The sequence below is a fragment of the Pseudomonas sp. AC463 genome, assembly GCF_979253585.1.
Window position 1 is genome coordinate 18793 of sequence record NZ_CEEDDZ010000020.1, and the last position, 20975, is coordinate 39767.

General features: G+C 62.6%; 20 protein-coding genes. 7 read left to right on the forward strand and 13 right to left on the reverse strand.

The features are described from left to right. Positions 1–132 precede the first annotated feature (132 nt). Both AC0IYH_RS22850 and AC0IYH_RS22855 read right to left on the reverse strand, forming a co-directional pair. On the reverse strand, positions 133–1980 hold the full coding sequence (locus tag AC0IYH_RS22850; RefSeq protein ID WP_471836332.1) for an ATP-binding protein: 1848 nt from the start codon (positions 1978–1980) through the stop codon (positions 133–135). 138 nt (positions 1981–2118) lie between these two features. Then, positions 2119–2982, reverse strand: coding sequence for a LysR family transcriptional regulator (locus AC0IYH_RS22855; protein WP_471836334.1), 864 nt, complete (start codon positions 2980–2982; stop codon positions 2119–2121). A 113-nt stretch (positions 2983–3095) separates the two neighbouring features. On the opposite strand from AC0IYH_RS22855, the gene AC0IYH_RS22860 reads away from it, so the two are divergent. From AC0IYH_RS22860 to AC0IYH_RS22875, 4 genes are all read left to right on the forward strand, one after another. After that, on the forward strand, positions 3096–3704 hold the full coding sequence (locus tag AC0IYH_RS22860) for a LysE family translocator (RefSeq protein WP_471836335.1): 609 nt from the start codon (positions 3096–3098) through the stop codon (positions 3702–3704). Positions 3705–3790: 86 nt separating this feature from the next. After that, positions 3791–5053, forward strand: a complete 1263-nt coding sequence (locus AC0IYH_RS22865; protein WP_116626378.1) for a hypothetical protein — start codon at positions 3791–3793, stop codon at positions 5051–5053. Between the two features lie 64 nt (positions 5054–5117). Then, positions 5118–5744, forward strand: a complete 627-nt coding sequence (locus AC0IYH_RS22870) for a glutathione S-transferase family protein (RefSeq protein WP_471836336.1) — start codon at positions 5118–5120, stop codon at positions 5742–5744. A gap of 129 nt (positions 5745–5873) precedes the next feature. Next, on the forward strand, positions 5874–6995 hold the full coding sequence (locus AC0IYH_RS22875; protein ID WP_471836338.1) for a lactonase family protein: 1122 nt from the start codon (positions 5874–5876) through the stop codon (positions 6993–6995). Between the two features lie 88 nt (positions 6996–7083). Here the strand turns inward: AC0IYH_RS22875 and AC0IYH_RS22880 are convergent, their stop codons facing one another. The 4 genes from AC0IYH_RS22880 to AC0IYH_RS22895 all read right to left on the reverse strand — a co-directional run bounded on the left by AC0IYH_RS22880 (position 7084) and on the right by AC0IYH_RS22895 (position 11105). Continuing rightward, on the reverse strand, positions 7084–9141 hold the full coding sequence (locus AC0IYH_RS22880) for a methyl-accepting chemotaxis protein (protein WP_471836340.1): 2058 nt from the start codon (positions 9139–9141) through the stop codon (positions 7084–7086). 223 nt (positions 9142–9364) lie between these two features. Beyond that, on the reverse strand, positions 9365–9655 hold the full coding sequence (locus tag AC0IYH_RS22885; protein WP_116626374.1) for a DUF3144 domain-containing protein: 291 nt from the start codon (positions 9653–9655) through the stop codon (positions 9365–9367). Positions 9656–9694: 39 nt separating this feature from the next. Beyond that, a complete protein-coding gene (locus AC0IYH_RS22890; RefSeq protein WP_471836341.1) occupies positions 9695–10390 on the reverse strand; it encodes a tRNA (adenine(22)-N(1))-methyltransferase in 696 nt (231 codons plus the stop codon). Between the two features lie 4 nt (positions 10391–10394). Continuing rightward, complete coding sequence (locus AC0IYH_RS22895) at positions 10395–11105, reverse strand: FadR/GntR family transcriptional regulator (protein WP_122773396.1); 711 nt, start codon at positions 11103–11105, stop codon at positions 10395–10397. 349 nt (positions 11106–11454) lie between these two features. Between AC0IYH_RS22895 and AC0IYH_RS22900 the strand changes: the two genes are divergently transcribed. Then, entirely contained in the window at positions 11455–12816 is a 1362-nt protein-coding gene (locus tag AC0IYH_RS22900; protein ID WP_122773397.1) for an MFS transporter, read from the forward strand. Positions 12817–12835: 19 nt separating this feature from the next. Continuing rightward, entirely contained in the window at positions 12836–14161 is a 1326-nt protein-coding gene (gene gudD / locus AC0IYH_RS22905) for a glucarate dehydratase (protein WP_471836343.1), read from the forward strand. A gap of 58 nt (positions 14162–14219) precedes the next feature. On the opposite strand, the gene AC0IYH_RS22910 is transcribed toward gudD, so the two are convergent. The 3 genes from AC0IYH_RS22910 to AC0IYH_RS22920 all read right to left on the reverse strand — a co-directional run bounded on the left by AC0IYH_RS22910 (position 14220) and on the right by AC0IYH_RS22920 (position 15955). Then, complete coding sequence (locus tag AC0IYH_RS22910; RefSeq protein WP_116626369.1) at positions 14220–14597, reverse strand: addiction module antidote protein; 378 nt, start codon at positions 14595–14597, stop codon at positions 14220–14222. A 1-nt stretch (position 14598) separates the two neighbouring features. Beyond that, a complete protein-coding gene (locus AC0IYH_RS22915; protein ID WP_116626368.1) occupies positions 14599–14901 on the reverse strand; it encodes a type II toxin-antitoxin system RelE/ParE family toxin in 303 nt (100 codons plus the stop codon). Positions 14902–15040: 139 nt separating this feature from the next. Further along, positions 15041–15955 (reverse strand): ABC transporter substrate-binding protein, encoded by a 915-nt coding sequence (locus AC0IYH_RS22920; protein ID WP_116626367.1) that lies wholly within the window; start codon positions 15953–15955, stop codon positions 15041–15043. A gap of 241 nt (positions 15956–16196) precedes the next feature. Here AC0IYH_RS22920 and AC0IYH_RS22925 point away from each other — a divergent pair, with 241 nt between their 5' ends. Continuing rightward, positions 16197–17438 (forward strand): acyl-CoA dehydrogenase family protein, encoded by a 1242-nt coding sequence (locus tag AC0IYH_RS22925; RefSeq protein WP_116626366.1) that lies wholly within the window; start codon positions 16197–16199, stop codon positions 17436–17438. A gap of 66 nt (positions 17439–17504) precedes the next feature. On the opposite strand, the gene argE is transcribed toward AC0IYH_RS22925, so the two are convergent. Genes argE through AC0IYH_RS22945 form a run of 4 tightly spaced genes read right to left on the reverse strand, consistent with a single transcriptional unit; the run spans position 17505 to position 20952 of the window. Next, complete coding sequence (gene argE / locus AC0IYH_RS22930; protein ID WP_471836345.1) at positions 17505–18656, reverse strand: acetylornithine deacetylase; 1152 nt, start codon at positions 18654–18656, stop codon at positions 17505–17507. After that, a complete protein-coding gene (locus AC0IYH_RS22935; RefSeq protein WP_471836346.1) occupies positions 18653–19327 on the reverse strand; it encodes a DUF1028 domain-containing protein in 675 nt (224 codons plus the stop codon). The genes argE and AC0IYH_RS22935 overlap by 4 nt, the downstream gene beginning before the upstream one ends. A 10-nt stretch (positions 19328–19337) precedes the next feature. After that, positions 19338–20069, reverse strand: a complete 732-nt coding sequence (locus AC0IYH_RS22940) for a class II aldolase and adducin N-terminal domain-containing protein (RefSeq protein WP_116626363.1) — start codon at positions 20067–20069, stop codon at positions 19338–19340. 52 nt (positions 20070–20121) lie between these two features. Further along, positions 20122–20952, reverse strand: a complete 831-nt coding sequence (locus AC0IYH_RS22945; protein WP_122773479.1) for an ABC transporter substrate-binding protein — start codon at positions 20950–20952, stop codon at positions 20122–20124. Between the last annotated feature and the right edge of the window lie 23 nt (positions 20953–20975).

Sequence of the window (20975 nt, forward strand, 5' to 3'; positions counted from 1 at the left end):
AACAATCTTACATTGCCATCATCAAGAAAAGAAAGCCGGCAAATGAAAAGACCAAATCCAAATCAAGCGACCAATTTAAAAATTAGCAGCACGAAGCACCCAGCAACTTTCCGGCCAGAAATATTTCCCAACTCAGCGCCCTCCTGCCCCCAACAACTCCCTAACCCTACCCCCCAACACCTCCACCGCAAACGGCTTGGTCAACACCCCCATCCCCGCCTCCAGCTGCTCATACCCCATCACCGCATTCTCTGCATACCCGGTAATAAACAACGTCTTCAACCCCGGCCGCAGTTCGCGCCCGGCCTCGGCCATCTGCCGCCCATTCATCCCGCCCGGCAACCCCACATCGGTCACCAGCAGGTCAATGTGCACATCCGAGCGCAGCAGCTTCAGCCCCGCCGCACTGTCGGCCGCTTCGATCACGGTGTAACCCAGCTCTCCCAGCACGTCGGCGAGCAGCATGCGCACGGTGGATTCGTCGTCCACCAGCAAGATGGTTTCGCCGGGTTGGGCGGTTTCAATGGCCTCTTGGCCTTGGGCGAGCTCGTCCAGGGCGGCCGCGCCGTGGTGGCGTGGCAGGTAGAGGGTTACGCGGGTGCCTTCGCCGACGGTGGAGTGCAGGTGCACCTGGCCGCCGGATTGTTGGGCGAAGCCGTAGATCATCGACAGGCCCAGGCCGGTGCCCTGGCCGATGGGTTTGGTGGTGTAGAAGGGTTCGAAGGCGTGGGCCATCACGTCGGGGGCCATGCCGGTGCCGGTGTCGGTGACGCTCAGGCACAGGTAGGCGCCTTCGGTGAGGTCGTGGGCGCGGGCGGTGTTGCGATCGAGCCAGCGGTTGCTGGTTTGCAGGGTGATGCGCCCGCCTTCGGGCATGGCGTCGCGGGCGTTGATGCACAGGTTGAGCAGTGCGTTTTCCAGTTGGCTGACGTCGACGAAGGTGGCCCAGGCGTCGGGGTCGCCGAGGGTTTCGATCTGGATGGCGGGGCCGGCGGTGCGCTGGATCAGTTCGGCCATGCTGTACATCAGGCTGTTGACGTTGGTGGCGCGCGGTTCCAGGGTTTGCCGACGCGAGAACGCCAGCAGGCGCTGGGTGAGCACGGCAGCGCGCTTGGCCGAGCCTTGGGCGGCGATCATGTATTTGTCGACTTCGCTGAGGCGGCCCTGGGTGAGGCGCCGGCTCATCAGTTCCAGCGCGCCGGAGATGCCGGCCAGCAGGTTGTTGAAGTCATGGGCCAGGCCGCCGGTGAGTTGCCCCACGGCTTCCATCTTCTGCGATTGGCGCAGTTTTTCTTCGGCCTGCATGAGCATGGCGGTGCGCTCGGCCACACGTTGTTCGAGGGTTTCGTTCAGCGCACGCAGTTGGGCCTGGGCTTCGCGCAGGGCCTCGTCGGCGATGGTGCGTTCCAGCAGGTCGGCGGCCTGGCGCGCAAGAATGTCGAGCAGGCGCAGGTCGCGTTCGGAGGGCTGGTGCGGCGTGCTCCAGTGGGTGGAGATCATGCCCAGTAAGCGGCCATCGCGGGACAGCAACGGGGTGGTCTGGGCCGAACGGATGCCGGTGCGACGAAACGCGAGCAGGTCTTCGGTGCCGGCGATGTCGGGCCATTGCTCGAAGTCGGGGATGATTGCGCGCTGGCCCACCTTGAGCGCCTGGGTGCAACTGCTGTAGGCCAACGGGCTTACCCATTGCCAGAAACCTACAGCCTCGGGCGGCAGGCCGCGTGAGCAAAGCAACTGCAACTCACCACCATGTCCCGACGGGTGCCCCTGGGGGCACAGCAACTGCATGGTGCCAAACTGCGAACCGGTGATGGCCACGGCCGCGTCGACGATCTTGCCGTAGAGCGCTTCCAGGTCTTGCTCGGCGATCAGGTCGAGGCTGATGCGGTGCAGGAACTCGATGTCCGACAGCGCGGTTTCAGATTCGCTGGCGGTGCCACGCGGGAAGGCGGCCGGGAAGGCGGTGCGCAGGGTTTTCATGGTGACACCTGGAGGGATGGCATTGGGCTATTAATAGCCTATCAGTAATGCTCGGACCCTGGGATGCGGGCAGACGTTCGGTGTGTGGGCGATAAATTCTGCGCCCACTCGCTGGGTGCACCGATGCCCGCGGCGCACCTATGCCTGATGCCTCAACGCGCGGATGATAAACGCGTGAAGGCTATCCACCGCCTTGGCGCCGCGCGAGGCTCGGCTGCGCAGGATCGAAACGTCCATCGGATCAATGGGCCCCAGCCCGTGCTCGCTGCCCAACACCTGCAACGATGGTTGCACCGTGCACTGGGTAATCGCCGCAATCGCCAGGCCGCCCTCCACGGCCGCCACCTGGCCGGCCAGGCTGGAGCTGTTGTACACCACCTTGAATTGGCGGCCCTGATGGGTCAGCGAGTTCACCGCATAGCGCCGAGCCAGGCTGGCACTTTCATACACGGCAATGGGCAGCGGGTCGCGTCGCCACAGTTCGAACTGCGGTGAGCCCACCCACACCATAGGTTCCTTGAACAGAAACGTACCGCTTTGCGGCGAGTCCCTGGATACCAGCGCCAGGTCCAGGTCGCCAGCGCGCAATTGCGGAATCAGGGTGGTCGATTGTTCACAGGTCAGTTCTATGTCCACACCGGCGTAGCGCGGCGCAAAACGCTTGAGCAGCGGTGTGAGGTACTTGGCCGCGTAGTCTTCGGCGACACCCAGGCGGATGCGGCCGGTCAGTTCTTCGCCGTGAAAAGCCGCCTGGGTCTCGGCGTGCAGGTCGAGCATGCGCCGCGCATAGCTGAGCAGCGTCTGGCCATCGGCGGTCAATTGCAGGTGGCGCGGGCCACGGTTCAACAATTGCCGCCCGAGCGCGGCCTCGAGTTTTTTCATCTGCATGCTCACTGCAGACTGCGAGCGGTTGACCTCATGGGCAGCGCCCGAGAGCGAACCCGCATCCACCACCGCCACAAAGCATTTGAGCCAATCCATCTGCAAATCGCTGGCAGGCATGCGGTTTCCTCTATTCGTTAATCGAATGGCTAAGATGTGATTTATGCGCTTTTAATGATAGCGGCGCGCCCGCCAAAATGCCTCCTCTGACTGATCCCGCGCGGAAGCTGAACATGCCCTTCGAAACCTGGTTGCTTTATCTGTTCACCTGCATCGGCATCGCGGTGGTGCCAGGGCCCAATGCACTGTTGGCGCTGACCCACGGCGCCTTGCACGGGCGGCGCAAAACGCTGTTCACGATCTCCGGCGGGGTGCTGGGTTTTGCCGTGGTGTTGTCACTGTGCGCATTGGGCCTGGGGGCACTGATCCAGGCGTCGTCCACGGTGTTCACGCTCTTGAAGGTTGGCGGTGGGCTGTACCTTATCTGGTTGGGATGGGGACTATGGCGATCGCCTCCCATCAGCCTGGAGCCAACGGGCACTGTGAGCTTTCGGGGAGGGTCGCTGTTTCGTCAAGGGCTGGTATCGGCTCTCTCAAACCCCAAGGCGTTGTTGCTGTTTACCGCGTTTCTACCGCCCTTCCTCGACCCGCACAGAAACCTGATCGCGCAGACCGCCGCCATTGCGCTGACCTACGCCGTGGTGGAGTTTGCCGTTGAATACGCGGTGGCCAGCGCAGCGCATCGCGTCAGGCCGTGGCTGGCAAGGACCGGGCGGCGTTTCAACAAGGTGTGTGGCGGTTTTTTTGTGTTGTTTGGGCTGGCGCTGCCCCTGCATGCCTGACCCCCCCGCAACACGCCGCTAGAGGCGACCCGGCATTTGCGCGATACTGCCCCACCCCCAACGCCCCGAAACGGAAGTCCTGCTTTATGAAGTTGCCCGCGTCCGCCCTGCTCCTCGCCTCTGCCCTGCTCGCGCCCGCCGTCGCCCAAGCCGACGACGCCGCGCTGACCGACACCCTCAAGGCCTTCGCCCGTTGCGACGCCACCTTCTTCAGCAGCCTGAACACCCACCGCGATGCCTGGCAGGCCTATGCGCCCCTCAAGCAGGACAAGGACTTCACCTGGATCGCGGTTAAAAACCGTGCCGACCGCAACGCCAACTCGGTGCCGGTCAGCGCGCCACCCATCGCGGGCTTGAAGCTGCTGTCGTACAACGACGAGGCCACCGACCTCGGCTCGCTGGGCCTCTACTATTACTGGGGCTTCGTGGTCGAGGGCAATGTCGATGAGGTCGCCAAGCGCCTCGCGCCGCTGCTGGACCAACCGGCGCGCCTGCAAAAAGGTAACGGGGACTATATTCGCAGCGAGCTCAAGGTCGGCGATCGCTGGCAGGCGATCAAGCCGCGCCCCGGCACCGCACCGGGCACCCGCAACGTAGAGCGCGTGCTGCTGGTGGAGCCGGAAGGCAAGCAAGGCACGCAATCGCGCGTCAGCTGCTCGGTGCAGGGTGGCGTCGACGCGGCGTTGCTGGTGTGGTTGCGCCCGGACATCGCGCCGGTGGATTACCCACGCACCGTGGTTGAGCCGAGCATCAACGATGTCGCCGTGCCGGCCAATGTGCTGCAGAGCCTGAACTCGCCGCTGCTGCAGCCCAAGTTCAAGACCCTCAACTACACCTACGTGGCGACCAAGAGCGATGGCAGCAAGGACACGCCAACCTCGGTGACCTTCGCAGCCGCCGCCGGGGGCTTGTTGAACAAGGACGAGATCTACAGCGAAAACTTCCACGTCGAACGCCTGGTGCAGGCCGACCTGATCCAGCTGAAGTCGAAGATGAACGGCATCGGCGACGGCCAGGTCCTGCAAACCCGCGACATCGAGCTGAACGTGCCAACCGGTTGGACGCCGGGCCAGACCTTGAGCGCGCGCCTGCGCATGGCCAATGTGCCAGGCAAGCCCACCGACACGCCGGTGGAAACCACCATGACCTGCAAGATTGGCCAGCGCTTCCCGGCCAAACAGGTGTTTGCCGCGCTGACCGGCGACGCGATCAAGCTTGAGTGCGAACAGGGCGACTACAAGACCTCGCGCGCGTTTATCGAAGACCTGGGTGTGGCCCTGACGCTGGGGACGACGTCGAGCAAGCTGAACTCGGTGTATGAATACACGGCGCTGGAAGTGACACGCTGATTGACGGCACTCTGCGGCGCCGCCGCAGTCTGTTCCTACACCCCCCAAGCCCCGCGGAGTTCCCATGATCACTGTTCACCACCTCAACAACTCGCGCTCGCAGCGCATCCTGTGGCTGCTGGAAGAGCTTGGCCTGCCGTACGAAATCAAGCGCTACCAGCGCGACCCGAAAACCAACCTCGCGCCGCCGGAGCTCAAGGCGATCAATGCACTGGGCAAGTCCCCGGTGATTGAAGATGCAGGCCGCGTGGTGATCGAGTCTGCTGCGATCATCGACTACCTGATCCGCCGCCATGGCGCAGGGCGTCTGCAACCGGATCCTGCGACGGCCGAGTACGACACCTATGTGCAATGGCTGCACTTCGCCGAAGGCTCGGCCATGTTGCCGCTGATGCTTAACCTCTATGTCGGCCGCCTGGGCGATGCTGGCGCGCCGTTGCATCCGCGTATCGAATCCGAGGTGGCCAATTACCTCGGCTACCTGAATGATGCGCTGGCGGATAAGGCGTATCTGCTGGGTGATGAGTTGAGTGGCGCGGATATCCAGATGAGTTTTATTGGCGAAATCGCCAAGGCCCAGGGCAAGTTGCAGGCGTACCCGCATTTGGCGGCGTGGGTTCAGCGCTTCCAGGCACGGCCGGCGTATGGCAAGGCGGTGGAACAGGGCGGCGAGTATGCGTTTGCCAAGTGAGTCGCTGAAAACACCGCAGTTGATCGGCTTCGTTTGAAAGACCCTCGCCCTCTCTGCAAAACGCTATTGCTCAGATCCGGATACAGTCATACGATGACTGACCACAATCATAAAAATAAAGGATCTCTCGTGAGTAAACCCCTTCTCATGGCCGCTGCCGTTGTCTGTGGCCTCAGCATGCAAGCCAACGCCGCTACCTTTGCGTACATCTCCAGCCCCGGTGATGGGTTGATTTCCCAGTACCGCCTTGACGAGAGTAACGGTGCGCTGAGCCTGGTCGAGCAGGTGACGGCCGGCGATCAGGTCAACCCGATGGCCCTGAGCCCTGACGGTAAAACCTTGTTTGCGGCGTTGCGGGTCAAGCCGTTTCAGGTCCAGGCGTTCAGCGTTGACCCGGTGAGCGGGCATTTGACGCCGCAGTCCAAGGCGCCACTGGCCGAAAGCATGGCGTACCTGGCCACCGACCGCGCCGGGCGTTATCTGCTCGCTGCTTCGTACGGTGCCGACACCCTCAGCGTGCAACCCATCGCCAAGCCCGAGCCGATCCTCACCTATAAAACCGGCCCGCACGCCCACTCGCTGCGCACCGACCCGAGCAATCGCTTTGCCTACGCCGGCAACCTGGGCAGTGACCATGTGCTGCAATACCGTTTCGACGCCAACACCGGCGCGCTCTCGCCGATCGGCAGTGGCTACGTGAGCGTGCCGACCGGCACCGGGCCGCGCCATTTGGCGTTTTCGGCCAACGGCAAATACCTGTATGTAGTCGGCGAAATGAGCGGCACCGTCACGGCATTTTCCATTGATGGCAACAGCGGCGCGTTGACCCAGATCGGCGTGGCCAATGGCATTCCCGAGCGCTTGAAACTGGCCCACGGCGAAGTGCGTGACTCGCGCAACAATGATTTGAAGGACGACCCCACCCCACGCATCTGGGCGGCCGACCTGCGCCTGTCGCCGGACGGCAAGCTGCTGTTGATGAGCGAACGCACCAGCAGCTCGGTGTCGGCGTTTGCGGTGGACGCGGGCACCGGCGGCCTGCGCTTTATCGACAACTACCCGGTGGTTGAGAAGCAGCCGCGCAATATTGCGTTTTCGCCCAACGGACAGTGGTTGCTGGTGACTGGGGAGAAAAGCGACACGGTGGGTACTTATGCGATCAGTGCCAAGGGGGCGTTGAAGCGTGTGGGGGAAGCGGCGTCGGGCAAGGGTGCGTTGTGGATTGAGGTGCTGCGCACCACAGCCAAGTAATTCGCGTAGGGCTGAGGGCTTGCCACCGATGGTGGTGTATCAGCTGCAGCTGTACTCACTGACACACCCACATCGGAAGTTTCGGCGCTTAACTCAAGCGGAACCGTGCGGTGTTGTCGCTCAACGCCTGGCTGCCTTTGCTCAGGGTGTCCGCCGCGCGGTTGACCGCTCGCGCGCCGTCCAGCAGGCGGCCTGCGGCCTGGTCGACTTGCTGGATATTGCCGCTCACTTCATCCGCCGTCGCGGCCTGTTCTTCCACCGCCGTGGCGATTTGCGCCAGGGTGTCGGTGACGTTTTGCACCGCACCGGCAATCTCGCCCAAGCGCAGGCCCAGCCCGGTGACGGACTCGGCATCGGTGAGCGCCTGTTCGCACGCGGCGCCCATCAGGTTGACCGCCTGGCTCACGGTGGCGCGCAGGCTGTCGACGGTGCCGGCGATCTGCGCTGTCGAGGCCTGGGTGCGTTGCGACAGGCTGCGCACTTCATCGGCCACCACCGCAAAACCACGGCCCTGCTCGCCGGCGCGCGCCGCTTCGATGGCCGCGTTCAGTGCCAGCAGGTTGGTTTGCTCGGCGATGCCACGAATGGTGTCGACCACCGATTGAATCTGCTGCCCCTGCTGGCTCACTTGCTGCAGCGCATCGGCGGTATCGGTGAGGCGCTGGTTGAGTTGCTGGATGCTCGCCGTGGTGCGCTGGCTGTCGCGGCTGCTGTCTTCGGCAATCCGCCGAGTCTGCTGGGCGCTGCCCGACGCCTGCTCACAGCTCCTGGCCACGCCCATGGACGTAGCGGCCAACTGCGTGGCGGCGGCGGCAATCTGGCTGATTTGATGCTGCTGGTCCTCTACCTCGTTGAGGGTGCTGCCCGATTGCGAATTGAGGGTGAGTACCGCTGAGCCGAGTTGCTGGGTCTCATGATTGACCCCAAGCAAACTGGTGCGCAACTGCACCACCGCCACGTTCAGCGCCGTGCTGATGGCCGCGAGTTCGTCGCGCCCTTCCACCGCCACTTCCACGCACAGGTTGCCGTCACGCAGGGACTCGGCCAGCGTGGTAATACCGCTGGCACTGCGGCGGATGGAAGCTTGCAGGCACATGAACAGGTACAGCGCCGCCAGTGCCAACAGGCCAAAGGTTGCCGCCAGCGGGATAAACCGCGCGTTCGCGTGGCGGTGGTAATAGCTCAGGCGCGCATCGAGGGAGTTCAGCGACTGAATGCGCAGCGCGCCCAGCGCGCCGAGGGTGGCGTCGACGCTGCGTTCGAAGCCGGCGGTGTCGAGCTTGATGGTGCCGCCGAACACGCCGTCGTCGAGTACCTTGAGTTCGTTATCGAGCAGTTGCAGGGTGGTGTCGTACTGCGCGGTCCACGGTTCCATGCCGGCGTATTGCTTGGCTTTGAGCGAAGCAGCGGCCTTGGCGAGCTGGTCGCGTGCGTCGCCAATGCGGCTGCGCAGGTCGCGCATCTGCAAGCGGCTTTGCAAGGTGAACTGCCCGGAGGCGATCGACGACTGCCCAACGCTGGCCATACGGCCGATGCGCTCGATCAGGTCGGGCGTGTGCTGGGTGCCCATCTGCATGAGCATATAGGTTTCCAGCCACGGATCGAGGATCAGCCCGGCGTCCAGGGTGATCTGCTCGCGCAGGGTTTGCATCGCGCTTAAGGCCGAGGTGAAACGGTCGTAGCCGTCCGGCCACCAGCCAACGGTGCGCAGCGACGGCGAGTCCATGCCCTTGACCGTGGCCTGCAACGCCTCGAAGCGCGCCAGGATGTCGGCGCTGGCATTCTGGGTTTTCAACTCATCGCCCAGGGCTTGCAGGCTTTGCTGGATCAGCGGGAAATTGGCATCGACCTTGTCCATCGCCGCCTTGGCCGCCGGCGTCGGCGCGTGCAGGATGTCGGCGGCTTTCCAGCGTGCGGCCAGGTTGCGCTGCGCGGTCAGTTGGCCATCCAGTGAGTCGAGGGCCAATAGTTGGCGAACGCCGGACTGCTCGCTGGAAATCACGCCTAATTTGTCGCGATAGTCCTGGCCGATCATCCACAGGCTACCCGCCAGGGGAAGCATGAACAGGAAAAACAGGATCTGGAATTTGCGCGCGAAACCAAAACGTCCAAGCAGGCGGATACCGGGTGATAACAAACTGTGCATGTCCGACTACTCCCTAAAACCACCCACGCGATACAACGGTGGGCGAAGCCTTGAAATGACTAACGGCAAAACGCCATGTCATTGATTAGCTTGGCTCTAGCAAGATACGGGCCGCCAGCACACAGCCCTGAAATAGGGCGGTTGGCAGACCCATGCACCGCGTAGCACGCGCCAAAATGGGGCAAAAGCACTCAGGGCCGCGGGCACACCTGTAACCGTTGGGTTATTTGGGCTGCATGTACTGCTCGAAATTTTTGATGTGATCATCAAGGTTGTCCTCAAGCATCATCCGGTACTGATCACAGAAATACTTGAGCATCGCCTCGCGCTCCTCGGCCATATGCGCGCCGGACTTGAAGTTGCGCGCACAGGCCCAGGCATTGAAGCGCGTGGTGCCGAACATCATCGAGGCGCTGACCTGGCCGAGGTTTTCGAAGGTCTTGAGCTGCTCGTTCGACAGCTCGATATGCGCGTCGGCGCGGTCATAGAACGCTTGGTCAGTGGCGTCTGCCATGGTGTGTTTCCCTGGTAATCACAATTGAATGAAAGGCTCTCAGGCCAACAGCGCGGCAATCCACTCGGCCTGCCGGGCAATCTCGCGGATCTTATCTTCCGGCACCGCCTGGCGCGCGCGCTCAAGGCTGGCCAGGGTCTTGCGCTTCTCGCGCAACATACGCTGCCACTTGGCGATGAACACCGGACTGCGTGCCTGCAATTGCAGCGGGCCGAAGTACAACTCTTCGGCGCTATACGCCACCGCGTCGGCACGCTCGGCGACGATGATCTCGTAGTAGAAACGGTTCTCCCGCAGCAGCTCTTCACTGAGGATCGCGTAACCGTTCTGCATCAACCAAAGCCGCAACGGTTGCTCGCCGCCATTGGGTTGCAGGATCAGGCGCTCATGGCCGCCAAGGTGGGCCTTGCCGCGCTCGAGAATGTCGCGAATGGTTTCGCCGCCCATGCCGCACAGGCTGATCGCCGTGATGCCGTCGCCCGGCGCGACAGCCGCCAAACCATCGGCCAGGCGCACCGTGACGTGCTGCTCCAGGCCGTTGTCACGCACGGTGCGCTGGGCTGCCAGAAATGGCGTGGTCGCCACCTCGCCCGCCACCGCCGCGGCAATCAGGCCACGGCGCAGCAAGGCCACCGGCAGGTAGGCGTGGTCCGAGCCGATATCGGCCAGGCGCGCACCCACGGGGATGTTCGCCGCCACGCGCTCCAGGCGCGCGGATAAAGTGTGCTGGTTCAACGCCCTACTCCCCCGAAAACCGGTCGCGACTGTTGGTCAAATGCAACACCATCGCGGCGCGCGCGGCGTCCGGGTCCTGGCGCTTGATCGCATTGAAGATCGCTTCATGCTCCAGGTTCGCCACCTGCCCGAGCTTGGCAAAGTCGGCACCGCCGCGCTCGGCCCCCTTGACCTGGGTGCGCGGGATCATCGCGTTGCCCAGGTGCTGCATGATTTCACTGAAGAAGGTATTGCCGGTGGCTTCGGCGATCAACTGGTGAAAGCGTTTGTCCTCTTCCACGCAGCTGTCGTTGTTGGCCAGGGAGGCCTGGTAGTCGTCCAGGGCGGCGCGCATGTGCGCCAATTGCGCGTCGCTGCGGCGCAACGCGGCCAGCGCCACCGCCTGCACCTCCAGGCCCAGGCGCAGCTCGAGCATGTTGCGCACGCTGGCCACCGTGTCCACGTGCAGGCGCAGGCCCTGCTGGGCGTGCTGCTCCAGCACAAAGGTGCCGATGCCGTGACGCGTCTCCACCAACCCCGAAGCCTGCAATTTGGACAGCGCCTCGCGCACCACCGTACGACTGACGCCATGCTCCAGCACGATGGTGGATTCGGACGGCAGTTTTTCACCGGGCTTCAAGTGCCCGAGCAGGATGCGCTGGGTCAGGTCTTCAACCACACCCTGGGCGAGGTTGTTGGAGCGTTTACGGACGGGGGGTCCACTATCAATCGGCATTGCGACGGGTCCACGGGGCTGAGCTGGTGGGAGCTTAACACCGCGCCAGACGGCTTCGTTTGTGTGGATTAAAAAAACCCTCAGCTTGTATGACAACCAACCTTAAGCGGTCTTGTCCCAAATATCGCCCTGGCGCTCCCTCCAGAGATTTGCGCTCATTGGCGGCTGTAAAATACCTGCTACAAACCCAATAAATACTAAGCAAATAACCAAATCATCAGACTCGCACATCGCCTTATAATCACAAAAACACTCAACCCCGATTGCTAACAAAAGAAAACCACTTGTATGATGTCTATCAACAAAACACGCAAACCCGCATAAAAATAATCAGGGGGAGTTTTGAATTGTGAACAATTCAAGCCATGCATCTGCTGCTTCAAACAGTGATCCGGTTCTGGCGCGCGCCGTGCGCAAAGTGAAGAGCCACGTGCTCCCGCTGTTCGTGATCATGTTCATCCTCAACTACATCGACCGGGTCAATATCGGCTTTGTGCGCACGCACATGGAGCATGACCTGGGCATTGGCGCTGCGGCCTATGGCTTTGGCGCCGGGCTGTTCTTCATCGGCTACGCCCTCTTCGAAGTGCCCTCCAACATGCTGCTGCAAAAGGTCGGCGCGCGTATCTGGCTGACCCGCATCATGTTCACCTGGGGCATCGTCGCCACGCTGATGGCGTTCATCCAGAACGAAACCCACTTCTACATCCTGCGTTTTCTGCTGGGCGTGGCCGAAGCCGGCTTCTTCCCCGGGGTGATCTACTACTTCACCCGCTGGCTGCCAGGTGTGGAACGCGGTAAGGCCATCGCGATTTTCCTCAGCGGCTCGGCGGTGGCCTCGCTGATCTCCGGCCCACTGTCGGGTGTGCTGTTGCAGATCGAAGGATTTGGCTTCCACGGCTGGCAGTGGATGTTCGCCATTGAAGGCCTGGCCTCGGTGGCCATCGGCTTCTTTGTGTGGTTCTGGCTCGACTCCAAACCCCACGACGCCAAATGGATGACCCGCGAGGAACAGGACGCCCTGGTCGACGCCATCGACCAGGAACAACGCGAGCGCGAAGCGCTGACCACGGTAAAACCGACCATCGGCAAGCTGCTCAAAGACCGCCAGATCATGCTGTTTTGCGCCCTGTACTTTTGCATCCAACTGACGATCTACGCGGCAACGTTCTGGCTGCCGAGCATCATCAAGAAAATGGGCGACTTGAGCGATGTGCAAGTCGGCTTCTTTAACTCGATCCCCTGGCTGATCTCGATCATCGCCATGTACGCCTTCGCCTCGCTGTCGGGCAAGTTCAAGTTCCAGCAGGCCTGGGTAGCGGCGGCACTGTTGATTGCGGCGGCGGGCATGTTCATGTCCACCACTGGCGGGCCGATCTTTGCCTTTGTGGCGATCTGCTTCGCGGCCATCGGGTTCAAGTCGGCGTCGTCGCTGTTCTGGCCGATCCCCCAGGGCTACCTGGATGTACGCATCGCCGCGGCGGTGATCGCATTGATCAACTCCATCGGCAACCTGGGCGGCTTCGTCGCGCCGACCACCTTCGGCTTTCTGGAACAGACCACCGGTTCGATCCAGGGCGGCCTTTACGGCCTGGCTGGCACCTCGGTGCTGGCGGCGATCCTGGTGTTCTTCGCCAAGACCGCGCCGTCGGCAGCGCTGGCCGCGCCGAGCCCACAGCCAACGGGCGCCGCCCTCAGCAAACCTCTTTGAGCTTATTCAGGAACCTGCCATGACTACTCCAATCGTTACGCACTTCCAGGTCATCCCGGTGGCCGGCCACGACAGCATGCTGCTCAACCTGAGCGGCGCCCATGGGCCGTACTTCACGCGCAACATCGTGATTCTCAAGGACAGCAGCGGCAACACCGGCGTCGGTGAAGTGCCCGGCGGCGAACGCATCCGCGAAACCCTGGAAGACGCGCGCAGCCTGGTGATCGGCCAACCGATCGGCCAATACCAGCGCATCCTCAACCAGATGCGCAGCACCTTCGCCTCGCGGGATTCTGCCGGTCGTGGCCTGCAAACCTTTGACCTGCGCATCACCATCCATGCCGTCACCGCCATGGAAGCCGCGCTGCTCGACCTGCTGGGGCAGTTCCTAGAAGTACCGGTGGCCGCCTTGCTCGGTGAAGGCCAGCAGCGCGACGCGGTGAAAATGCTCGGCTACCTGTTCTATGTCGGCGACCGCAGCGCCACCGACCTGGCTTACCGCAACGAAGCCGACGCCGACGACGACTGGTTCCGCCTGCGCCATGAAACGGCCCTGACTCCAGAAGCCGTGGTGCGTCTGGCCGAAGCCGCCAAAGCCAAATATGGCTTCAACGACTTCAAGCTCAAGGGCGGCGTGTTGAGCGGCGATGCCGAAATCGAAGCCGTCACCGCCCTGGCCGAACGCTTCCCCGATGCACGCATCACCCTCGACCCGAACGGCGCCTGGTCGCTGAAAGAAGCCATCCGCCTGTGCCGTGATCAGCACCATGTGCTGGCCTACGCCGAAGACCCGTGCGGCGCCGAGAACGGCTACTCGGGCCGCGAAGTCATGGCCGAGTTCCGCCGCGCCACAGGCCTTAAAACCGCCACCAACATGATCGCCACCGACTGGCGCGAAATGGGCCACGCGATCCAGCTGCAATCGGTGGACATCCCGCTGGCCGACCCCCACTTCTGGACCATGCAAGGCTCGGTACGCGTGGCGCAGATGTGCAATGAGTGGGGCCTCACCTGGGGCTCACACTCCAACAACCACTTCGATATTTCCCTGGCGATGTTCACCCAGGTAGCCGCCGCCGCGCCCGGCGACATCACCGCCATCGACACCCACTGGATCTGGCAGGACGGCCAGCGCCTGACCCGCGAACCGCTGAAAATCGAAGGCGGCTACGTGAAGGTACCGGCCAAGCCCGGCCTGGGCGTGGACATCGACATGGACGCCGTAGCCCAGGCCCACGAACTCTACAAAGGCATGGGCCTCGGCGCACGGGACGACAGCGTGGCGATGCAGTTTCTGATGCCGGGCTGGCGCTTCAATAACAAGCAACCCTGTTTGGTACGGTGACCCAGGCACTGACGGACCGCGCCCCCGCAGGGGCGCCTTGAATATCAGGGTTTACCGGCTACTGCCCGCTTTTTACGCGGGCAGGTTTTTTCAGCGCCGTGGCAGCAATCGGTTGCACGGTCAGCTCCACACCTAACGCCAGCATCAGCTTCTGGATGGTTTCATAGCGTGTTTTGGAGCCGCCTTTAAGGGTTTTGTACAAACTCTCCCGATTAACCCCCGCCGCCTCGGCCACCTTGTTCACACCCTGGGCCTTGGCAACCTCCGCAAGCGCCTTCATCAGTATTTGAGGGTCCTGGGACTTCATGCTTTGCGCCAGGTAAGCGCTGATGGTTTCCGGACTGTCCAGAAAGCGCGAAGCTTCGTAGACCTGGGTACCGGATGTATCAAGATCGAGGATCGGCATGTCCTCGGGTTTGAATTTCGATTCACTCATTTCACTGACCTCTCAGGGCATCGAGAATCTCTTTTGCCCGTTTGATTCCTCTGTTCTGATCGGTTTTATCACTGCCCCACAGCATCAGGTAAGCAGTGAGGCCCGCGCGTACAAAATAGATCCTGTAGCCAGGCCCGACAAAAACACGCATTTCACTCACCCCGTCGCCTACGGGCTCACAGTCTCCAAAGTTGTTTTCCTCGGCTCGGTCCAGCCGAGTCAGAACAGCGGTTTTCCCCCAAATGTCCTTCATACCGTCGAGCCATGTATCAAACTCCGGCGTCCTGCCGATCGTATTGGTCACAGAGTCACTTGTAGCCTACTGGCTACTCCTTATAGATACCAGTGAATTTTCAGCTCTGGAAAGATCCAGTAGAAAAAACCCTAGCCCAGCACCCACAGAAGCAGCCTATCGATACTATTAGCGCTTGTTTCCCTCGCGTTTAAAGCACCCGATCAAACAACGGCGTCACGTCATACCGCTGCTTCAACATCTGCGCATCCACCAGAAAATCCGCGGTGGCCTGGGCCTCGCTCACAATCGTCGGTGAGATCGGCAGCACCTTGATCGCATCGCGCTTGAACCACACCTTGGCGATTTCCGGCGCAGACTGGTTGGCCTTCGACCAGGCCTCGGCGTATTCATCCACGTGGCTGTTGCTCCACACGCGGGCGCGGGTCAGGCGGGCGATAAAGTCTTTGATGATCGCGCTTTTCTGCGCCAGCGCCGGTTCATACGCGACGATGTAGGTGGGCGCGCTCATCAGGCCCTTGGCATTGCGGATCAGCGTGCTGCCTTCTTTTTCCTGTAGCGACACGTAGGGTTCCCAAGTGCCGAAGGCGTCGATGTCGCCCTGGGTCAGCGCCAGGCTGGCCTCGGCGGGCAGCAGGTATTTGAAGGTTACGCTGCTGCGCGGCACGCCGGCTTCATCCAGGGCCTTGTACGCGAGTTGCTGGCTCCAGGAACCGTTCCAGATCGCCACGGTTTTGCCTTTGAGGTCGGCCACCGAATGAATGCCCTTGCGCGCCACAATGCCGACGCCGTCGAGGCTGGTCTGGGTACTGGCGACCACCTTCACCGGCGCGCCGTTGGCGGCCAGGCTGATCACCGGCGTGTCGCCAACGATGCCCACGTCCAGCGCGCCGCTGGCGACGGCCGAGGCCACCGGCGAGCCGGTGTTGAAGCGCTTGAAGTCGATCTTGTAGGGCAAGTCTTTCAACTCGCCGGACAGCTCCAGCACGATGCGATTGGAGAAGAACTGGTCGCCCACCGTGAGGGTCAAGGGCTCTGCTGCCCAAGCGGAAGGGATGAAGGCAGTGAGCGCGAGCACGGCGAGCAGATTACGGCGATTGATCATGGGGAAGATCCACAGAGTTAATGGCTGACTCAACCATCCGTGGGCGTGCAGTCTGGTCGTTTGGCGTAGAAGCTATCGCAATAAAACGCCCGGGTTTAATACTGTTCGGCACTATGGATAGAACCGCCGTGCAGCTCGATAGCTATTTTTCGTATTAAAAACTTCGCCGCCCCTGGGTTAGGGTGGCGTCACCAGACCACTGGACCCCAGCACCTGAACCACTTTCTGCAAGGTCCATTGCATGTCGACTCCCGCTTTGAACATCTGGGGCGCACCGCCGTCCGAGCGCTATGAACACCTGGCCGCGCCGTTTCGCCCGCTGTTTGCGCAGATCCTCGCGCAGGCCGCCGAGGCGGATCAAACCCGCGCCAGCCTGGCCGAGGCCATACAACAACTGAACGCACTGGGCTTACCGCGCTGGCGTTTGCCGGCCAGTTACGGCGGCCACGACGCCACTTTGGTGGAACTGCTGAGCTTGCTCACCGAATTGTCGGCCGCCGACTCCAACATTACCCAGGCCCTGCGCGGGCACTTCGGCTTTTGCGAAGACGTGCTCAGCGCCAAGGACCTCGACTGGCGCGCCAAGTGGCTCGACCGCCTCGGCCAGGGCGCCCTGCTCTCCCCCGGCAGCACCGAAGTCGGCACCCAGGCCCGTGGCGATTTCGGCACCCGCCTGCACCGCGACGCAGCCGGAAGCTTGCGCATCAGCGGCAAAAAGTTCTACACCACCGGCGCGCTCTACAGCGACTTGATCAACACCATCGCCACCGGTGAAGACGGCACGGTGTACAGCGTGGTGGTCGACCTCAAGGCGCCCGGCGTGCAGATCGTCGACGACTGGAATGGCTTCGGCCAACGCCTCACCGCCAGCGGCACCTGCGTGTTCGAGAATGCGCCGGTGATGGACAACGACGTTCGCCCCACCCAGCAGCGTTTCGGCCATGGCCAATCGTTCTTCCAGCTCTACCACCTCAGCACCCTCGCCGGCATCGCCCGTCGCGCGGCCTTGAGTGGCGCCGAAGAACTCAAGCAACGCGCGCGCACCTTCACCACCGGCAACGCCGACACCGCAGGCCAGGACGTGCAACTGCTGCAGGTTATCGGCGAAGTCGCCAGCCAGGCCTACGCCGCCCAGGCCATCGCCCAACAAGCGGCCCGGCGCCTGGAGCAGACGGCGCAGTATGTGATCGGCCATGAGCAGCCGCTGCAGGATGACGACCCGCACGTGGCCCTGGCGGAACTGGAAGTGTGCCTGGCGGTGAATCCAGTGGTGGACGCCACCCTCGCGGCGACCACCGCACTGTTCGATGCACTGGGCGCCAGTGCCACGGCCAGCGACAAGGCGCTGGATCGCCTGTGGCGCAATGCGCGGACGTTGGCGAACCACAACCCGCGGGTGTACAAGTCGCGGATTGTGGGCAATTACCTGGTCAATGGGCTGTTGCCACCGGCGCAGTGGCGAGTAGGCGTCGCCAAAAGCTGAAATCTCAATGACACAACACAGGGCAAGCCCCTCCCACAGTTGCCCTGTGTAGGATTTGAGAGCGTTTTACTGGCTGACAAACGCCACCACCCGCTCCAGCATCCGGTCACACGCCTCCAACTGCTCCACGCTGATAAATTCATCCGGCTTGTGCCCCTGCTCCATGCTCCCCGGCCCGCACACCACCGTGGGGATTCCCGCCTGGTCAAACAGTCCGCCCTCGGTGCCAAACGCCACGGTGCCAAACTCCTGCGAGCCACAAAACTGCGCCACCCACTGCGCCGCCTGGCTCTCCAATGAAGTAGCCAAACCCGGGTAACTGGACAACTCGCTGATGCTGATCGCCGACTGGTCACTCACCGCCTGCATCGCCGGCAGCAAGGTCTGCTCGGCGTAGTCGCGCAATTGCTGCGCCACCTGCCAAGGGTCTTGGGCCGGCAGTGCGCGCACTTCAAAATCAAAGGTGCAATTCTGCGGCACGATGTTGAGTGCCTTGCCGCCGGTGACCAAGCCGGTTTGCACCGTGGAAAACGGTGGGTCGAAGCGCTCGTCCAGATGCTGCGGCGCTTTGAGCCCGTCGCCGATGCGCACCAGCTGGCTGATCAAGCGCGCGGCGTATTCAATCGCGTTGACGCCCGCAGGCGCATAGGCCGAATGGCAGGCCGCCCCATGCACTTCACAGCGCATCGCCAACTTGCCTTTGTGACCGAGCACCGGTTTGAGTTCGGTGGGCTCGCCGATCACACACAGCAACGGCTTGACCGCTTGCCCGTGGAAGCGCTCGATCAGCGAACGCACGCCCAGGCAGCCGACCTCTTCGTCATACGACAGCCCGATATGCACCGGCATGCGCAACGGCGCCTGCACCAGTGCCGGCACACAGGCCAGCACGCAGGCGATATAACCCTTCATGTCCGCCGTGCCACGCCCGTACAGGTTGCCGCCCTTCTGCGTCAGTTCAAACGGCGCCACGCTCCAGCGCTGGCCGTCCACCGGCACCACGTCGGTATGCCCGGACAGCACGATGCCCGGCACGTCGGCCGGGCCGATGGTCGCCAGCAGGTTGGCCTTGCTCTTGTGTTCGTTGTACACCAGCTCGCAGGCCACGCCGTGGTCTTGCAAATAGGTGCGCACAAAGTCGATCAAGGCCAGGTTGGATTCGCGGCTGGTGGTGTCAAAGCGCACCAGTTGCGCGAGCAACTCGCGGCTGCTGCTCATCGGTCATCTCCCGGCACCGCATAGCCAGGGGCGATCTGCGGGTTGAGCGCGCGGTCGATGTAGTCCTGCAACTGCGGGCGATAGGCCTGCCAGAGTCGGTCGAGGGCGCCAATCGGGTCTTCGTCGGCCCAATCCACGCGCAGATTGACGATGGGCCACGGCAGCGCATCCACCACCACCAACGCCGCCGAATGCACCGGGCCCGCCTCACCACCGCCGGCCACGCCGGCCTGCATCGCCGCCAGCAGGCGCTCGGCAAGGTGCCCCGAGGCGTGCTCAAACGCGTGCACCATGGCCTCGATCACACCGGGGTTGGCGAGCATATTCCCCGCCGCCACGCACTGCTCGCCACTCACGGCATTGTGAATGCCCAAGGTTTGCGCGCCGCTGAAATGCGCAGTGCGGCCCTGACTATCAATCACGGTCACTTGGCGATACTGGCTGTGATCCTGCGCAACCAAGGTCGCCAGTGCCTCATTCGGCGCCATGCCCTGCTCGAGCAGATCCAGCACCTGCGGCCCCAGGCTTGGCAAGGTGATGTTCTGCGACGCCACCGCGCCCACCCCGGCACGCAGCCATGGGCAGCGCGCGCCGACGGCAATGCTCGACGAGCTGATCGCAATTCCCAGCTGGCCGGTTTCGGCGCAACGGGCCACAACGGAAAAAGTCATAGGGCGCTCCTCAATCGAGTACCGAAGGGTCGGCGTCGATCATCAACTGCTTCATTTCTTCAAAATGCCGGAGCGAGAAATCCACGATGCCTTCCCAGCCCCGCGCGGTTTTCTCCGCCACTTCATCGGACAACACCCGCAGCGGCTGCCCGGTGGACCACGCCGTGACGAGGATCTGGCAGGAGCGTTCCAGGGTCCAGATGTCATCAAAGGCTTCGCCAATCGACGGCGCCGTGACCATCACGCCGTGGTTGCCCATCAGCAAGCGGCTCTTGCCATCAAGCAGCCCGGCCAGGCGCGCGCCTTCGGCCTCGGTGTCGGCCATGCCGCCGTAGAGTTCGTCCACCGCCACGCGGTTGAAGTAGCGCGCGGTGTTCTGGTCAATCGGCGGGATATGCGGCGTGGCCAGGCACGCCACGGCGGTGGTGTAGACCGGGTGCAGGTGCAGCACCGCGCGGGTTTGCGGCAGCAACCGGTGGATCTGCCCGTGGATCGACCAGGCGGTCGAATCCACATCGGGATGGTCGGCCGCGCCGGGATCGTCGGCGTTCAACAACAGCAAGTCACTGGCGCGGATCCGCGAGAAGTGCTTCCACTTCGGGTTGAGCAAAAACTGTTTGCCATCGGCCGACACCGCCGCGCTGAAGTGGTTGGCCACCGCTTCGTGCATGCCCAGGTGGGCGATGATGCGAAAGGTCGCCGCCAGGTCGATGCGCGTCTGTTCTTCGTGGGATAACGCCATGAAGCTTACTCCGCAAGGCGTGGCCGCAGCGGGCTGCGGCGCACGCAATCAATTACTTGGGCATCAGCGCCGCAAGGTCGGCCTCGGTTGGCGCCTCGAAGTTGTACTTCTTGAGCAACGCGGCGTATTCCGGGGTGGCGCGGTATTTTTCCAGGCCATCGAGCAGGGCTTGTTTCACCGTGTCATTGCCCTTCTTCACGCCGAAGCCGTTAAGCACCGGGTAGATCAACGTGTCGGACGAAATCACCACGCGATTGCCAAGCTTGTCGATGACGCCACGGGCCACGGCGGCGTCGGTGATCTGCGCTTCCACCGCGTGGGCCAACAGGGCCTGGGTGGTTTGCGGGTCGGTGCTGTATTCGCTGATCTGGATCGGTTTCAGGCCCTTGGCCACGCAGTACTCGGTGGACAGCTTGTTCATCTGCGCCAGCCATGAGGTAGCACCCATGGAGCCGATCTTGTGGCCGCAGAATTCTTCCGGGGTCTTGGGCTGGAACTTGCTGTCCTTGAGGGTCAGGATCGACTCGCCGCTTTTCAGGTAGGGGATCATGTCGATGACCTTGACCCGCTCCGCCGTGATGTACATCGACGAGTTGGTCACGTCAAAACGCCCGGCTTGCAGGCCGGTGATCAGGTTGGGAAAGCGCGTGTCGAGGGTCTCGACCTGGCGCCCCATGACCTTGCCCAGGCCGTCCATGAATTCGATATCAAAGCCGGCCGGCTTGTTGTTATCCATGTACTCGTAGGGGAAGAACGTCACGTCCGACCCGGCCACGATCTTGCCGTCTTTCTGGAAGGCCGCAGCCGCCAACGAAGTCATGGCCACCGCTGCGCCCAACAGGCACACGGCAAGGGGGCGAACACTGTTACGAAATGCTGTCATGGTCATTACCCGCAAGGTTTAAA

What these genes read in the sequence shown, in the direction of transcription:
- AC0IYH_RS22855 (WP_471836334.1), bottom strand. Translation starts at nt 2,982, where the DNA reads ATGCCTGCCAGCGATTTGCAGATGGATTGGCTCAAATGCTTTGTGGCG.
- argE (WP_471836345.1), bottom strand. Translation starts at nt 18,656, where the DNA reads ATGAGCAGCAGCCGCGAGTTGCTCGCGCAACTGGTGCGCTTTGACACC.
- AC0IYH_RS22910 (WP_116626369.1), bottom strand. Translation starts at nt 14,597, where the DNA reads ATGAGTGAATCGAAATTCAAACCCGAGGACATGCCGATCCTCGATCTT.
- AC0IYH_RS22880 (WP_471836340.1), bottom strand. Translation starts at nt 9,141, where the DNA reads ATGCACAGTTTGTTATCACCCGGTATCCGCCTGCTTGGACGTTTTGGT.
- AC0IYH_RS22925 (WP_116626366.1), top strand. Translation starts at nt 16,197, where the DNA reads ATGTCGACTCCCGCTTTGAACATCTGGGGCGCACCGCCGTCCGAGCGC.
- AC0IYH_RS22945 (WP_122773479.1), bottom strand. Translation starts at nt 20,952, where the DNA reads ATGACAGCATTTCGTAACAGTGTTCGCCCCCTTGCCGTGTGCCTGTTG.
- AC0IYH_RS22895 (WP_122773396.1), bottom strand. Translation starts at nt 11,105, where the DNA reads ATGCCGATTGATAGTGGACCCCCCGTCCGTAAACGCTCCAACAACCTC.
- AC0IYH_RS22935 (WP_471836346.1), bottom strand. Translation starts at nt 19,327, where the DNA reads ATGACTTTTTCCGTTGTGGCCCGTTGCGCCGAAACCGGCCAGCTGGGA.
- AC0IYH_RS22860 (WP_471836335.1), top strand. Translation starts at nt 3,096, where the DNA reads ATGCCCTTCGAAACCTGGTTGCTTTATCTGTTCACCTGCATCGGCATC.
- AC0IYH_RS22870 (WP_471836336.1), top strand. Translation starts at nt 5,118, where the DNA reads ATGATCACTGTTCACCACCTCAACAACTCGCGCTCGCAGCGCATCCTG.
- gudD (WP_471836343.1), top strand. Translation starts at nt 12,836, where the DNA reads ATGACTACTCCAATCGTTACGCACTTCCAGGTCATCCCGGTGGCCGGC.
- AC0IYH_RS22940 (WP_116626363.1), bottom strand. Translation starts at nt 20,069, where the DNA reads ATGGCGTTATCCCACGAAGAACAGACGCGCATCGACCTGGCGGCGACC.
- AC0IYH_RS22850 (WP_471836332.1), bottom strand. Translation starts at nt 1,980, where the DNA reads ATGAAAACCCTGCGCACCGCCTTCCCGGCCGCCTTCCCGCGTGGCACC.
- AC0IYH_RS22885 (WP_116626374.1), bottom strand. Translation starts at nt 9,655, where the DNA reads ATGGCAGACGCCACTGACCAAGCGTTCTATGACCGCGCCGACGCGCAT.
- AC0IYH_RS22865 (WP_116626378.1), top strand. Translation starts at nt 3,791, where the DNA reads ATGAAGTTGCCCGCGTCCGCCCTGCTCCTCGCCTCTGCCCTGCTCGCG.
- AC0IYH_RS22920 (WP_116626367.1), bottom strand. Translation starts at nt 15,955, where the DNA reads ATGATCAATCGCCGTAATCTGCTCGCCGTGCTCGCGCTCACTGCCTTC.